Genomic DNA, 14,877 nt, shown 5'->3' with positions numbered 1-14,877 from the left:
ACGAGTTTTCCTTGTCGCTAGGCGTTGACGGTTTGGCGAACTGCGGTTGCGGCTGCGCCCTTGGACGGTGCCATTGCGTCGAGTCCGGCAAGCAGATCCGCGACGAGGTCGCCGGAGTCCTCAAGGCCGACGGAAAGACGCAGTGTCGCGGCCGAGATCCCGGCCGCCGCGAGTTGGGATTCGCTGAGCCGGCAGTGGGTCATCGCGGCCGGGTGCACGATAAGCGAACGGGCGTCCCCGATGTTGGCGGCCAAGGCAAAGAGCTTGAGCGAGTCAACCAGCGACGGCACCCAGGCCGGGTCCTTGAGGTCAAAGGAAAAAATGCACCCGGTGCCACCGGGGTAGTGTTCCTTGGCCAGTGCGAAGTCTTGGTGGGTCGCTATCGAGGGGTGGTGGACCCGGGCCACTGCCGGGTGGGCTTCCAAGGCCTTGGCCAGTTCCAGGACGTTGGACTGGGCCTTGGCCACACGCAAGGAGAGCGTCTCGATGCCGGTAAGGATGGAACTTGCCGAGGCCGCCGAGAGCGTGGGACCCAAATCGTGCAGGAACTTGGAGCGCCCCAGCATCAGGTAGGCCTTGGCTCCGTATCGTCCCAACAACGTGTCCCCGCCGTAGCGTGCCTTGGGCCCGGCGATCTGTGGCCAGCGCACGGCGTCGGAGAAGTCGAAGGTGCCCGCGTCGATGACCAGTCCCCCGAGAACCGACCCGTGCCCGGACAGGGCCTTGGTGGCAGAGTGCACCACGATGTCGGCACCGAACTCGATGGGCCGGTAGGCGGCCGGAGTTGGAAGGGTGTTGTCCACCACCACCGGGATCCCCGCCGCGTGTGCCACCGCGGTGATGGCTCGCAGGTCCACCAGGGTGGCGAGCGGGTTGGACACGGATTCAAGCAGGAAGCCGCGGGTCTTCGGGGTGATCGCCGCCGCCCAGTTCGCGGGGTCTTCGGGGTCCACGAAGCTCACGGTGGCGCCGAAGTCGACGAAGGTGTCGGTGAGCAGGTCCATTGTGCCCCCGTATAGCTTGTTGGAGGCGACCAGGTGGTTGGGCCCCTGCAGCAACGCCAGCAGCGCCAGTGCAACGGCTGCCTGCCCGGTGGCCGTGGCGTTGGCCCCTACCCCTCCCTCCAGTGCGGCCGCGCGTTCCTCGAGCACGGCGACGGTGGGGTTTCCGGTGCGCGAGTAGGTGAAGCCGGGGGCCTTGAGCGAGAAAAGCGCCGCTGCGGTGGCGTAGTCGGGGAACTCGTAGGCCGCAGTGTTGTAGATCGGCACTGTCATGGGCAGGTGGTCCCCGGAGGGGGAATATCCGGCGTGGACTTCTGTGGTGGCGTTGCGCCAGGGGCTGTGGGCCATGATCGTGCCTTTCGAGCCAAGGGGAGAAAGAAAGAGAAAAGGGTGTCGCACCCTTGGGTGCGGCAGTGAGCGGTCAGCTGCCACACCCAAGGTGAACGCCTTGTTGCTAGACGCTCACTCCTAGGTTCGCGCGGGCGGCTGCGGCGGCTTCGACCAGGTTGGCCAGTGAGGCCTCGGTCTCCGCGTAGCCGCGGGTCTTCAGCCCGCAGTCCGGGTTGATCCACAGGGCCTTGGGATCCAGGGAGCCAAGCGCGATGCCGATGAGCTCGGAGATCTCCTGGGTGGAGGGAACACGCGGGGAATGGATGTCGTAGACGCCCGGGCCGATGCCGCGGGAGTATCCGTAACTGGTCAGGTCTTCGGTGACCTCCATCCGGGAGCGTGCCGCCTCGATCGAGGTGACATCGGCATCCAGTGCGTCGATGGCCTCAATGATCTCGCCGAACTCCGAATAACACAGGTGGGTGTGGATTTGGGTGGAGTCGGCCGCCCCTGATCTGGCTAGCCGGAAGGAGTCGACCGCCCAGTTCAGGTATGCGGACTGGTCCGCTGCCCGCAGCGGAAGCAATTCGCGAAGCGCCGGCTCGTCGACCTGGATGATGCCGATCCCGGCCTCCTGCAGGTCGGCGATCTCATCGCGCAGCGCCAGGGCCACCTGGTTGGCCGAGAGCGCCAGCGGCACGTCGTCGCGGATGAAGCTCCAGGCAAGGATGGTGACCGGTCCGGTGAGCATGCCCTTGAGCGGCTTATCGGTCAGCGACGCCGCATGTGTGATCCACGGGACGGTGAAGGCCGCCGGGCGGGTGACGTCACCCCAGAGAATCGAGGGGCGGGTGGCCCGCGAGCCGTAGGACTGGACCCAGCCATTTTCGGTCTCTGAGAATCCGTCGAAGTTCTCCGCGAAGTATTGGACCATGTCGTTGCGTTCGGCCTCTCCGTGGACCAGCACGTCCAGCCCCAGTTTTTCCTGAAGCGCGACGACGCGGGCGATTTCCTCCTTGAGGAACCCCTCGTAGGCTGCCTCATCCAGCGTTCCGCTCCGGTGTGCGGCGCGGGCGGCGCGGACCTCGGTGGTCTGCGGGAAGGAACCGATGGTGGTGGTCGGCAGCGGCGGCAGCGCCAGGGCCTGCTCCTGAGCGTCCTTTCGGATCCCGGCATCGGCCCGACGAAAATCGACGGTGGTGAGGTTTCCGAGGCGTTCACGGACGCGCGCCACGGTGGTGCCGGAGAATCCCGTGCGGCGGGAAATTGCCGATTCCGCGGCGGAAAGTTCCGCGGCGATCACAGCGGCGCCCTCGTTAATGCCCTTGGCCAGGATGATGGCCTCGGCGACCTTTTGGTTGGCGAAGGCAAGCCATTCGGGCAGGTGCGCGGGCAGGTTGCTTTCCAACGCAACGTCGTGCGGTACGTGCTGCAACGAGGTTGCCGTTCCCACAGCCAGGGTGCCCCCGGCCTTGTCGACCTCGGCGCCCAGCGACGTGAGCAGAGCCAGGGAGGCCGAGAGGTCGTTGCGCCAGATGTTGCGCGAATCCACGATGCCGCCCACCAAGGTGGAGCCGGCAAGGTCACCGAGGAACCCGGCCTGCGGGATTGCTCCGCGAACCAAGTCGACGTGCACTGCCTCGATACCGGCGCGAGCCAACAGGCCGGCGGTGGCACCGGGACGTGCGCTGTCCCCGGCCGTGCCGTAGCCGGTGGTCACCAGGATCGCCGGACGCTGCGTCGCCGCAGCGAGCTTGGTGTACACGGCCTGCGCCAGGGCACCGGGAACGGCGAGGGCGGCACCGCGGTCAGTGACCAGTGCGGGTTCGTCGAGCTGTACCCAGGGTGCACCCGCGGCCGCAAGGGACACCAGGATCTGTGCGTAGGCGTCAACGACCTCATCGATGCGGTCCAGCGGGTCGAAGCCCACCGCAGCCCGGTCCTCGGCCTTGGCAAGCAGCAAGTAGCTGATCGGTCCGACCAGGACCGGGCGGATGGTGTGGCCCTTCGCCGCATGGGACTTGAAGGATTCGACCAGCGGGAGTGCGTTGGCCTTGATGGGGCTGGTTTCGCCGATTTCCGGAACCAGGTAGTGGTAGTTGGTATCGAACCACTTGGTCATTTCCAACGGGGCGCGGGACTCGTCGCCGCGGGCCAGGATGAAAGAGGCCGCCGTGTCGATGGTGCCGTTTGTCTCGGCCAGGTCGGCAAAGCGGGTAGGCAGCGCCGAGAGCGCGACCGTGGCATCGAGGACCTGGTCATAGTAGGCGAAGTCCCCGGGAAGCGAGGCGTCGGTGGGGTCGAGCCCGAGCTCGGTGAGCTTTGCGAGGTCGGAGTTCTGCAGCTCGCGAGCCGCAGCATGCAGCGCGGCCTCGTCGGTGCGCTGAGCCCAATGCGATTCGAGGGCCTTCTTGAGTTCGCGGTTCGGCCCGATGCGCGGGTATCCGAGGATGGATACGGCGGGAAAAGTTGGTTTCGGCATGTTTTTTCTCCTGTTTTTGGCGTGCTGAAAGATGGAAAGACGGCGCTGGGTCAGACCGCGGCGCGGATGGCCCAGGTATTGGTGAGATCTGAACGGGTGCGCGGCAGCTCGAGGTGCTCGATCACATCGAGCGAACCGCGGTGGTCGTTGAAGGTGTAAAGGTGCACGCCGGCTGCCCCGTCTCCAAAGGCCCTGCGGGCCAGGTTGACGGCGGCGTCCACGCCGATGCGGTGACGTTCGGCATCCGAGCCGGCGGTTTCCAGTGCGTGGGCCAGAATCGGATCCGGCGCCACCCCGGTCATCTTTGAGAGCCGGTTCAGCCGCGGCAGGGAGTTCAACGGGATGACCCCTGGAATGATCGGGATGCTGACCCCAGCCCTGCGCGAGGCTTGAACAAGGTTGGTGTATTCGCCGGCTTGGAAGTACACCTGGGTGATCGCATAGTTGGCCCCGGAGCGTTCCTTGGCCAGCAGTACTTCCACATCGTGTTCAAAGGACGGGGATTCGGGGTGCCTCATGGGATAGGCGGCAACACCCACACCGAGCCGGCCGCCGGCCAATGCGGCAGTGTGGTCCGCCTCGACCTCGCGGATCAGCTCGATGAGGTAGCGGGCGAAAGGGAACTCCCCGCACCATTGCCCGGGGTCCGCAGGCAGGTCCCCACGCAGTGCCAGCACCCCGCGCACCCCGAGTGAGACGAAATGGCGGATGAGGTTCTGCAGCGAATCGCGGCTCTCCCCGACACAGGTCAGGTGGGCCAGCGGACGCAGCCGGGTGTTTCGGATGAGGTGTTCGATCAGTTCCAGCGAGGCGTTGCGGCGTGCCGGTGAGCCCGAGTAGGTCACCGACACATAATCGGGATCAGTCGTTTCCAGTGCAGCGATGGTGCTAAAGACGCTTTCGGCGGCGTCGCGGTTCACCGGTGGGTACAGCTCGTAGGACAGTGACGGCGGTGCTGCGCTCGATGCAGTGCTCATGTATATATCTCCTCGTCGATACGAGGGAGGCACCAGGGATCACCTCAAAAGCCCCAGGACGCCGGTACGGGTGTCCTGCGACGATGGTGAGTGAACGCCGAAGCGGCTCCATCGCTTCTGGCCTTAGCACCCTCGTCGATGGACGGTCCCTCAACGGGAAGTCCATCGGATGATGGTTGCTGCGGCGTCAACGAGCCAGATCTCTCAGCCGCTCTTGATGGTTGATGCATTCATCTTGTTCCAGACCCGAGGGCTCCTGCAAGGCTCTTTGCCGTCCACCCGTCACGAAGTGCAAAAACACTTCATGTGACTGTTTTCCGTCATGCATGCACCCCGCGCAGGTCACATTGTTAAGTTCGCCAACCAGGCCGGAACACCGTATCCACAAAGGATTTGCCTGTTGAGCGTTACGCTCACGGTTCTTCGTGAAGCCTTTGCGACGCCCCTTCCCCGGGACACGCCCGCCGACGGTTCGTGCATCGCAGTGGCTGCGCATCTGTTTACGGTCCTTTTGCGGCGTGCAGCCTTTGCCCATCAAGGCGTGATTGTATGAATGGGCGGTTCGCTCTTGCGGATCCGCCAATCTCCTTCGATGGGAAGAGGAACCAACATGCAGCTTGGCAACAAGGTAGTAATCGTCACCGGCGGGGCCTCGGGGATCGGGGGCGCGATTTCCCGTGTGCTGGTGGCCCGCGGGGCCAAGGTCGTAGCCGTTGACGTCAACGGCAAAGCCGGCGAAGCGCTCGAGGGCGAACTGGGTTCAAACGTGCAGTTCCTGCTCGGGGATGTCAGTGACAGGACGGTTGCCGAAACGGCCGTCGAACTGGCAAGTGAGAGGTTTGGCGGGCTCGACGGCCTGGTCAACAACGCCCATGCCTCGGCTCAGGCGATGTTCAACGACCTCACCGAGGACCAGTGGGAGCTTTCCTTCAACACCGGTTTCCGTGCCACCCGCCAGTTCATGGCCGCTGCCTACCCGCTGTTGGCCCGCAACGGTGGCGCCGTGGTGAACTTCGGTTCCGGATCGGCCATGGTCGGCCAGGAGACACAGGCCGCGTACGCTTCGGCCAAGGAGGCGATTCGCGGGCTGTCCCGGGTCACCGCCAACGAATGGGCCAAGGACGACATCCGCGTCAACGTCGTCTCCCCGATGGCGCTGACCCCCGGGGTCAAGGCCTGGAGCGAGGCATACCCACAGATGTACCAGGACTCGCTGGCCAAGGTCCCGTTGGGCCGCTTCGGTGATCCCGAGGAAGATGTCGCGCCGATCGTCGCATTCCTGCTCTCCGATGACTCCAGGTACATGACCGGCCAGACGCTCATGGCCGACGGCGGTGCAAACAAGCTCTACTGATCACTTGGGCAGCCACACGGCAGGCATCGGCGTCCGGCTCGGTCAACGCGTCGGCCGGTCGGTGCACCCTGGTCTCCACTAGGCTGGTGCGCATCATGGATATCAGGAACACGACGCACCAAGACGGCGGACGCGCCCGGGCAGTCACAGAGGATTCGCGGCCCGGTGAAGACGAGTTCCGCATCGACATCGAACGCATCCGCTTCTCCCCCTATTTCTCCCGGCTCTCGGCGGTGACCCAGGTGATCCCCCAGGCGGGCGCCGGCACCGTGGTGCACAACAGGCTCACCCACTCGCTGAAGGTCTCCGCGGTCGCCCGCTCCATCGCCATCGGCCTTCGCAATGCCGACGAACCCACCCGCAAGCTCGTCGCGGAGTTGGGCGGTTGCGACCCGGTGGTGGTGCAGGCCGCCGCGGCCGCCCACGACCTGGGCCACCCTCCCTTCGGGCACCTCGGCGAGCAGGAACTGGACCGGGTCGCCCGCCACACCCTGGGTTTGCCCGACGGGTTCGAGGGCAATGCCCAGAGCTTCCGCATCCTCACCGCGCTGGACAGCTGCGATGCCAGTCCGCGCGGGTTGAACCTGACCCGGGCGGTGCGTGCGGCGGTGTTGAAGTATCCATGGACCCGCAACGAATGGCGTGCCATGCCCGATCGGCCTCCGCAGCTCTTGCCGCGCGGTGTTGGCCTTGGCGGCGGCAGGGGTGCGGTGAAGTACTCGGCCTACGACATCGAATCGCTCGAGATGCATGATGCGCTCTCGGTCTTCCCGCAGATATCCAATCACCAGCAGACCCTGGAGTGCTCGGTCATGGATATCGCCGATGACATTGCCTATGCGGTGCACGACCTTGATGATTTCCACCGTGCCGGCGTGTTGCAGTATTCACCGGTCTCCGCCGAGCTGCGGCACTGGCTGGATTCCGCAAAGGAATTTACCGGGCTCCAGGACCATGAGCTGGACCAGCGCCGCCCCGGCCACGGCCTGGAGGTCACCTGGCGCAGGGTTGCGGACAAGGACCCGGCGATCGCCGATGCCGAGGCTTTCCGCGCCTCGGTCCAGCGTGTGTGCCACGACCTTGTCGAAGGACTGCTTTCCTTGCCTTATGACGGCGGCTTGGACGCGGACCGCGCCGTCACCGCTTTCACCCGCCGTTGGATCGACAGGCTCCAGGCGTCCATCGCGGTCGAAAGGAACCCGGGAATCCGCAGCGGGCACGTCAGGTTGGCCGATGAGGCCTGGCACGACGTGGTGGTGCTTAAGTTCGTGCACTCGCGGTTTGTGCTGGACCGCTCCGACCTGGCCCTCTACCAGCGCGGACAAACCCGGATCATCAAGTCCCTGGCTGAGGGGCTGGCAGCATGGCTGGATGATCCGCAGGACGCCGCACGGGCCCCGCGGAGGTTGCACGACTCCATCGAGGCCGCCACCGAAGAGTACCGTCAGCTCCATGCCAGCTCCCCGGCGCTGTTGGGCAACGGGGGCCGCCTCGAAATCGAACGACTGGGCAAGGCCCGGGCCATTGTCGACTACATCGCCTCGTTCACCGACGCGCAGGCGGTTTCCGTCAACGCTCTGCTCACCGGAACCGCCGAGGGGATCTGGGAGGTCGGTCGCGGCCTGTAGGACAATGCGAACGGCGAAGGCCGCCACTTCCCTTTGCGGGATGTGGCGGCCTTCGCCGTTCTGCGTTGAGAATCCCGAAGGGCTACTTCTTGAGCAGTTCCAGCACGGTATTCAGCGTGGTGCTCGGGCGCATCGTCTCGATGACCTTGGCCTCGACAGGGCGGTAGTAGCCGCCAAGGTCAACAGGGGAACCCTGTACGGCTGCGAGTTCGGCGATGATGGCTTCCTCGTTACCGCCCAGTGCCTCGGATACGGCCTTGAAGGCGTCCGCCAATGCGGCGTCCTTGGTCTGTGCGGAGAGTTCCTCTGCCCAGTACTTGGCCAGGTAGAAGTGGCTGCCACGGTTGTCCAGTTCCCCGACCTTGCGCTTGGGCGACTTGTTCTCCAGCAGGAAGGTGCCGGTTGCCGCGTCCAAGGTGTCCGCAAGGATCTGCGCGCGCGCATTGTCCGAGGAGTTTGCAAGGTGCTCGAAGGAAACCGCAAGGGCGAGGAACTCACCGAGAGAATCCCAGCGCAGGTGGTTTTCCTTCACCAGCTGCGAAACGTGCTTCGGGGCGGAGCCACCCGCACCGGTTTCGAACAATCCGCCACCGGCGATCAGCGGCACGATGGAAAGCATCTTGGCGCTGGTGCCCAATTCGAGGATCGGGAACAGGTCGGTGAGGTAGTCACGCAGCACGTTGCCGGAAACCGAGATGGTGTCCTCGCCGCGACGCAGACGCTCGATGGTGTACTTGGTGGCGTCGACCGGCGAGAGGATCTTGATGGTCAGGCCATCGGTGTCGTGGTCCTTGAGGTATTCAGTGACCTTGGAAATGAGCACCGCATCGTGGGCGCGGGCGTCATCGAGCCAGAAAACGGCCGGGGTCTCGGATGCTCGGGAGCGGTTCACGGCCAGCTTGACCCAGTCGCGCACCGGCACGTCCTTGGTCTGGCAGGCACGCCAGATGTCGCCCGGGAAGACCTGGTGCTCGATGAGCACGCCGCCGGAGGCATCCAGGACCTGGACGTGCCCTTCAGCCTTGATCTCGAAGGTCTTGTTATGCGATCCGTATTCCTCAGCGGCCTGTGCCATCAGTCCGACGTTGGGGACGGTGCCCATGGTGGTCGGATCGAAGGCTCCGTTGGCGCGGCAATCCTCGATGACCGCCTGGAACACGCCGGCATAGGAGGAGTCCGGGATGACAGCCAGGGTGTCGTGTTCGTTGCCGTCCGCGCCCCACATGTGGCCGGAGGTGCGGATCATAGCCGGCATGGAGGCATCGACGATGACGTCGGAGGGAACGTGCAGGTTGGTGATGCCGTTGTCGGAATCCACCATGGCAAGTGACGGTCCGTCTTCGTAGCCCTTGGCGATCAGCTTCTCGACACCGGCGCGAACGTCGTCGGCCAGATCATCGAGACCACCGAGGATGGCGGCCAGGCCGTTGTTGGGGCTCAGGCCGGCAGCCTCGAGCTGCTCGCCGTAGGTCTCGAAGAGCTCGGAGAAGTAGGCCTTGACGACATGACCGAAAATGATCGGGTCCGAGACCTTCATCATCGTTGCCTTCAGGTGGGCGGAGAACAGGACGCCCTCGGCCTTGGCCTGGGCTACCGCATCTTTCAGGAAGGCGTTCAGCGAGGCTGCGTGCATGACGGTGCCGTCGATGATCTCGTGCTCCAGTACGGGGAAGGCCTTCTTCAGGACCTTGACTTCGCCGTCCTCGCTGACAAAGCGGATGGAGATCTTCTGGTCCTTGTCGATGACCACTGACTTCTCGTTGGCACGAAAGTCGTCTTCACCCATGGTGGCGACGTTCGTCTTCGAATCGCTGGACCAGGCACCCATGGAGTGCGGGTTCTTGCGGGCGTAGTTCTTCACGCTCAGCGGTGCGCGGCGGTCCGAGTTGCCCTCGCGCAGGATCGGGTTCACTGCAGAGCCCTTGATCTTGTCGTAGCGGGCACGGATGTCGGTTTCCTCGTCCGAGGACGGGTTGCTCGGGTAGTCCGGCAGGGCGTATCCCGCAGCCTGCAGCTCGGCAATGGCCGCCTTCAGCTGCGGGACGGATGCCGAGATGTTCGGCAACTTGATGATGTTTGCATCGGGGCTCTTAACCAGGTCGCCAAGCTCGGCCAGGGTGTCCGGGATCTGCTGCTCTGCGGTGAGGTAGTCGCCAAAGACCGAAATGATGCGGCCGGCCAGCGAGATGTCGCGCGTCTCGATCTCTACACCCGCGGTCGAGGCATAGGCTTCGACAATCGGCAGGAACGAGTGGGTTGCCAGCATCGGAGCTTCGTCGGTGTGGGTATAAATAATCTTGGCCATAGGTGAGGCGTCTCCCTGAACGGTCTTATCGGATATGTGTACTCCGAACTGATCTCAACATCCCCAACTTACCCGATTTAACGCGTACAAACACTTTTTGCGGTATAACCCACACACATTCCCAACCCGTTTTCGCCGTGGAAAGCCGGGGTAAAAGCCTCTTCGGCCCGGTAACGCGTTAAGTTAACGCGTCATAACTGAACTTCATTACTTTCGGCGCCGGCCCGCACCGGAACCGTCCCTTTTGGCTCACGCACGGTTTCCTCGATGGTCCGCGGTGGCAATTGCACCGTCGCGCCCGGCACCTCGCAGGCAGTGCATGCACCGTTCCCCGCCGCGGTTCATTGCCCGTGAGGCATCCGCCGGAGACCGCAAGGACCCCCGGAAACAACTCCGGGGGTCCTTGCGCTCGCGCTTGGGCCGTAAGGAGGCACGCCGTCACCTAGTGGAAGAAGTGGCGAGCACCTGTGAAGTACATCGTGATGCCCGCGGCGTTGGCAGCGGCGATGACTTCCTCGTCGCGAACCGAACCACCGGGCTGGACCACTGCGCGCACACCGGAGTCGAGGAGGATCTGCAGGCCGTCGGCGAACGGGAAGAACGCATCGGAGGCGGCAACCGCCCCGCGGGAACGCTGCGCGGAGGTGCCTTCGACGCCGGAGGCACCGCCGGCTGCATCGACTGTAGATTCGACAGTGACGCCCAAGGTGTTGGCGCGCTCAACGGCGAGCTTGCAGGAATCCACGCGGTTGACCTGGCCCATGCCGATACCTACTGCTGCACCGTTGTTGGCAAGCAGGATGGCGTTGGACTTCGCGGCACGCACTGCGGTCCAGGCGAAGGACAAGTCAGTCAGTGTTGCTTCGTCGGCGGCTTCGCCTGCCGCGAGGGTCCAGTTTGCTGGGTTGTCGCCCTCGGCATCGACCTTGTCGCTCATCTGTACCAGTACGCCGCCGGAGACCTGGCGGATTTCACTGGCGTAACGCCCGTAACCTTCGGGCAATGCCAACAGCCGGATGTTCTTCTTGGCCGAGAGGATGGCAACGGCTTCGGCCTCAAAGGCCGGAGCTATGACGACTTCGGTGAAGATGTCCTTGATGGTCCTTGCCATCCCGACTGTCACCGTGCGGTTAGCGGCGATAACGCCGCCAAAGGCCGAGAGCGGGTCGGTGGCGTGCGCCTTAGCGTGTGCATCGGCGATCGGGTCCGCGGCATCGGCGGACGCGACGGCCACGCCGCACGGGTTCGCGTGCTTGATCACGGCCACGGCGGGGGCTTCGAAGTCGTATGCTGCGCGCAGGGCAGCATCGGCGTCGACGTAGTTGTTGTAGCTCATGGCCTTGCCGTGCAGCTGGTCGGCCTGGGCGATGCCTGCAGGGGCTGCCTTGTCGACATACAGGGCCGCCTGCTGGTGCGGGTTTTCGCCGTAACGCAACACCTCGGAGCGTTCCAGTGCCAGGCCCGTGTACGCAGGCCAATCGATGATGCCGTCTCCGTCCTCGTCGAGGAACTGGGCAGCGGTCCAGGAAGCGACGGCCGTGTCGTATGCGGCAGTGTGCGCAAAGGCCTTGGCTGCCAGGCGCTGACGAGACTTCAGGTCAAAGCCTCCTTCGGCTGCCGCGGCAACAACGGCACCGTAGGAAGCGGGATCGACGACGATCGATACCGCGGCGTGGTTCTTCGCAGCGGACCGGACCATGGCGGGGCCGCCGATGTCGATCTGCTCGACCACTGCATCGTTCTCGGCGCCCGAGCGCACGGTGTCGACGAACGGGTAGAGGTTCACCACCACGAGGTCGAAGGTCTCGATCTTCATGTCGGCAAGGGTCTTCATGTGGGCCGGAACGCGGCGGTCGGCGAGGATTCCCCCGTGCACCCGCGGGTGCAGGGTCTTGACTCGCCCGTCAAGCATCTCCGGGGAACCGGTGACTTCCTCGACCTCAGAGACAGGGATGCCCGCTGCGGCGATGCGCTTGGCGGTTGATCCAGTGGAAACCAGCGCGACGCCGGCTGCATGCAATCCCGCAGCCAATTCCTCCAGGCCGGTCTTGTCGTAAACGGAAATCAGGGCCCGGCGAATCGGAACACGATCAAGGACGGTCTGGCTCACAAAAATCTCCCAGGGTGCGGAATTGAGGGGTGCACCACCCATCTTATCGCGCACCCGCGAGAGCGGGTTTCCAATGCTGCGGCGCAGGCGCCCAGGCAACACTCGTTCCAGTCAAGGCCGGATCCGGACGAACTTCGAAGAACCGGCAGCGAGACGAGCGCGCGCTACTGTCGCGGATCCGCCTGTCTAGAGCGCGAGTTCCGGGAAATGCTTGGCCAGTTGCGACTCGGTAAGGCATCTGCGAAGGATCTCGTCCCCGTGGTCATCGTCCGAAAGGTAGACCACCACGTCGGCGTTACGACCCACTGCCAAGGCAGTACGCAATGATTCCGTCACGCGGATGAGCATCCCATAGTAAAGGCGATTGGTTTTCTCCCAGCCGTGCGCCGTGGCGACGGCCGTCAAGGCCTGGCTCCACAGGTTCGTTGCCGACTCGTCGAAGAGTTCGATGGGGCTCCACTGCCAATCAGACGGATTCCACTTGGACGAGTAGTATCCCTGTTCGACATCTGAGGTCAGCGCGTCGAATTCCTTCAGAACCGCGTCGATGTCTTCTTCATCATCGTCCTCTCCTGAGGGGACGCCGTCATTCTCATCGTCGTCGGAGTTGCTGTCCTCGTTGTCCTCGCGATGCGTATCCCGGTCGGACCCGTCATCGTCGGCGTCGGCACGTTCCTCGAAGTCCTCGTTCTCGTCATCGTCGTCGGAAGTCTTTTCCTCGTTGTCCTCGGCGAACGAACGAGTCAGTGCTTCTTCGGAGTTCAACGCCAGCACCGGTAAATCGATGTGGTCGGTTTCATCGGCGCTCACCCCGTCAAGGGCAATCGCGTAGAAAACTTCGTCCGGGTGATGACCAATTATCTCTTCCGCCTGGCGAAGAGCCGACACCCGTATCGCCTCTTCGAGAGCGGTCCAATCTACTCCCATGACCAGAGCCTACCCCGGGTTGCCCCGCACTGGAACAGGCTCTGCACATGGGGTATCGACCAATACGCCAACCCCGAAAGAACCCGTAGCCACGCAACACGATGCAACTATAAGTCAAGGCCTATTCCGTGGATTCGAGTTTCACGGCGTAGCGTTGTTCCCGGCACCGGAATGAGGTTTCCTCCCTCCACCGCTTTCACTGCCAAGTTGCCGTCGCTGTACACGTCCTGCGTCAGACCGCACCCATCCAAAAGGTCTCTCTAAGATGAACAATTTCCTCAAGCTTCCCACTGGGGAGTCAGTGGTCCAGAACCTTCCGTGGAAGTGGGGTGTCCAGGGGAAGATCTTCATCATTGGCGGGCTGGGATTCATGTTCGACGCCTGGGACGTTACCCTCAATGGTGCGTTGATCCCGTTGGTTGCCGCCGAGTGGGGTCTGGACAGGACGACGGCGGCGTTGCTGGGCACCGGAAACCTTGTGGGCATGGCATTTGGTGCGTTCCTTTGGGGCACGATAGCCGACAAGATCGGACGCAAAAAGGCCTTCACCTGGACGCTGCTGATCTTCTCGCTCTTCACCGTCGCAGGTGCCTTGGCACCGAGCTTTGCCTGGTTCGTTGCGTTCCGGTTCATTGCGGGTGTGGGACTGGGAGGTTGCATCCCGGTGGACTACGCACTTGTTGGTGAATTCACCCCGGCCAAGCAACGGGGCAGGGTGCTGACGGCCATGGACGGCTGGTGGCCGGTGGGCGCTGCGCTCTCCTTCTTCATTTCCGGTTGGGTCCAAGCGACCACGGGAAACTGGCGCCTGATCCTGGTCGTGATGGTGTTGCCTGCCTTGCTGGTGTTCTGGATCCGACGAAGCGTTCCGGAGTCCCCGCTGTATCTGGTGCGCAAGGGACAGCGGGACGCTGCTGCCAAGGTCATCGATGACCTGGTCAAGCGCACCGGCGCACCGGCAGTGCCCTACACACTTCCTGAACCTGCTGCCGCCCCGCGTTTATCCGCGGGTTCCTGGCTTGAACAACTGGTGAAGATCTGGCGTTTCAGCCCCAAGATCACGATGGTCTCCTGGTCGTTGTTTCTCACCATCCTGCTGGTCTACTACCTGGCTTTGACCTGGATGCCCACGATCCTTGCGGACGCCGGAATGGCGCAATCCACAGCACTCTTCATGACGTCGTTGATGGCGTTGATGGGCCTGATCGGCGTGGCCATCGCTGCCCTTCTGGTGGAGTGGGTCGGTCGCAAATGGCTACTGGGAATCACCGGTCCCTTATCTGCCATCATCTTGGTCATGGTGGCGGTGACGATCAACGCACCGACGCTGGCCTTGGTCTGGTTGCTGATCTTCGGAATCGTCGTTCAGATTGCCGTTCCGGTTTTGTACACCTACGTTTCCGAGCTGTACCCGACGGAACTGCGTGGTTCCGGGTTTGGTTGGGCGTCGTCGTTCAGCCGCCTGGGCGCAGGATTCGGACCACTGATCTTCGCCGCCATGTGGCCAGTCGTCGGGCTTGGGAACTTGTTCCTCGTCGCCGGGGCACTGGTACTGGCTGCCGTCATCATGATGGCGTTCTTTGCCCCCGAGACCAAGGGTCGTCTGCTGCACTAGATCTGGCGCCACCCAACACATGCCGTTCCGTTTCTTAGATGGGGGTACCGGGTAGTGGTGGTGCGGTGGATCTATAGGTATGCCCGGTGGGTGTGGTGATCACCAAGGTATGCCGGCCTCCGGTGTCCTCCACGTGTTCTTCCCATCC

General features: G+C 63.6%; 9 protein-coding genes and 1 riboswitch. Of the genes, 3 read left to right on the top strand and 6 right to left on the bottom strand.

The genetic code is table 11. The annotated features are described in order from the left end of the window. Nucleotides 1–17: 17 nt before the first annotated feature. From ABEA12_RS10920 to ABEA12_RS10910, 3 genes are all read right to left on the bottom strand, one after another. Nucleotides 18–1,349: an O-acetylhomoserine aminocarboxypropyltransferase/cysteine synthase family protein gene (locus ABEA12_RS10920; RefSeq protein ID WP_210101780.1), complete on the bottom strand. Its 1,332-nt coding sequence runs from the start codon at nt 1,347–1,349 to the stop codon at nt 18–20. Between the two features lie 106 nt (nt 1,350–1,455). After that, complete coding sequence (gene metE, locus ABEA12_RS10915; protein WP_210101781.1) at nt 1,456–3,813, bottom strand: 5-methyltetrahydropteroyltriglutamate--homocysteine S-methyltransferase; 2,358 nt, start codon at nt 3,811–3,813, stop codon at nt 1,456–1,458. 50 nt (nt 3,814–3,863) lie between these two features. Then, on the bottom strand, nt 3,864–4,790 hold the full coding sequence (locus ABEA12_RS10910; protein ID WP_210101782.1) for a methylenetetrahydrofolate reductase: 927 nt from the start codon (nt 4,788–4,790) through the stop codon (nt 3,864–3,866). A 105-nt stretch (nt 4,791–4,895) separates the two neighbouring features. Further along, a riboswitch (SAM riboswitch) is annotated at nt 4,896–5,014 on the bottom strand. A 386-nt stretch (nt 5,015–5,400) separates the two neighbouring features. On the opposite strand from ABEA12_RS10910, the gene ABEA12_RS10905 reads away from it, so the two are divergent. Both ABEA12_RS10905 and ABEA12_RS10900 read left to right on the top strand, forming a co-directional pair. Continuing rightward, nucleotides 5,401–6,144 (top strand): SDR family NAD(P)-dependent oxidoreductase, encoded by a 744-nt coding sequence (locus ABEA12_RS10905; RefSeq protein WP_210101783.1) that lies wholly within the window; start codon nt 5,401–5,403, stop codon nt 6,142–6,144. Between the two features lie 95 nt (nt 6,145–6,239). Continuing rightward, nucleotides 6,240–7,772: a deoxyguanosinetriphosphate triphosphohydrolase family protein gene (locus ABEA12_RS10900; protein ID WP_210101784.1), complete on the top strand. Its 1,533-nt coding sequence runs from the start codon at nt 6,240–6,242 to the stop codon at nt 7,770–7,772. A gap of 82 nt (nt 7,773–7,854) precedes the next feature. On the opposite strand, the gene ABEA12_RS10895 is transcribed toward ABEA12_RS10900, so the two are convergent. The 3 genes from ABEA12_RS10895 to ABEA12_RS10885 all read right to left on the bottom strand — a co-directional run bounded on the left by ABEA12_RS10895 (nt 7,855) and on the right by ABEA12_RS10885 (nt 13,114). Beyond that, nucleotides 7,855–10,077, bottom strand: a complete 2,223-nt coding sequence (locus ABEA12_RS10895; protein ID WP_210101785.1) for an NADP-dependent isocitrate dehydrogenase — start codon at nt 10,075–10,077, stop codon at nt 7,855–7,857. A gap of 442 nt (nt 10,078–10,519) precedes the next feature. After that, on the bottom strand, nt 10,520–12,229 hold the full coding sequence (gene purH / locus ABEA12_RS10890; protein WP_425571775.1) for a bifunctional phosphoribosylaminoimidazolecarboxamide formyltransferase/IMP cyclohydrolase: 1,710 nt from the start codon (nt 12,227–12,229) through the stop codon (nt 10,520–10,522). 144 nt (nt 12,230–12,373) lie between these two features. Then, the gene (locus tag ABEA12_RS10885) at nt 12,374–13,114 is read right to left on the bottom strand and encodes a DUF4303 domain-containing protein (protein ID WP_210101787.1); all 741 of its coding nucleotides are present in this window, start codon (nt 13,112–13,114) and stop codon (nt 12,374–12,376) included. Between the two features lie 265 nt (nt 13,115–13,379). Between ABEA12_RS10885 and ABEA12_RS10880 the strand changes: the two genes are divergently transcribed. Then, on the top strand, nt 13,380–14,729 hold the full coding sequence (locus ABEA12_RS10880) for an MFS transporter (protein ID WP_210101788.1): 1,350 nt from the start codon (nt 13,380–13,382) through the stop codon (nt 14,727–14,729). Nucleotides 14,730–14,877 lie beyond the last annotated feature (148 nt).

Source organism: Paeniglutamicibacter antarcticus, from assembly GCF_039544305.1.
GTDB lineage: Bacteria > Actinomycetota > Actinomycetes > Actinomycetales > Micrococcaceae > Paeniglutamicibacter > Paeniglutamicibacter antarcticus_C.
Note: the sequence above shows the minus strand (reverse complement) of the source record. Positions and strands in the feature narration are given on the sequence as shown.

Coding starts and splice junctions, on each gene's coding strand:
- ABEA12_RS10895 (WP_210101785.1), bottom strand. CDS start 10,077: ATGGCCAAGATTATTTATACCCACACCGACGAAGCTCCGATGCTGGCA.
- ABEA12_RS10910 (WP_210101782.1), bottom strand. CDS start 4,790: ATGAGCACTGCATCGAGCGCAGCACCGCCGTCACTGTCCTACGAGCTG.
- ABEA12_RS10885 (WP_210101787.1), bottom strand. CDS start 13,114: ATGGGAGTAGATTGGACCGCTCTCGAAGAGGCGATACGGGTGTCGGCT.
- purH (WP_425571775.1), bottom strand. CDS start 12,229: ATGGGTGGTGCACCCCTCAATTCCGCACCCTGGGAGATTTTTGTGAGC.
- ABEA12_RS10900 (WP_210101784.1), top strand. CDS start 6,240: ATGGATATCAGGAACACGACGCACCAAGACGGCGGACGCGCCCGGGCA.
- ABEA12_RS10905 (WP_210101783.1), top strand. CDS start 5,401: ATGCAGCTTGGCAACAAGGTAGTAATCGTCACCGGCGGGGCCTCGGGG.
- ABEA12_RS10880 (WP_210101788.1), top strand. CDS start 13,380: ATGAACAATTTCCTCAAGCTTCCCACTGGGGAGTCAGTGGTCCAGAAC.
- metE (WP_210101781.1), bottom strand. CDS start 3,813: ATGCCGAAACCAACTTTTCCCGCCGTATCCATCCTCGGATACCCGCGC.
- ABEA12_RS10920 (WP_210101780.1), bottom strand. CDS start 1,349: ATGGCCCACAGCCCCTGGCGCAACGCCACCACAGAAGTCCACGCCGGA.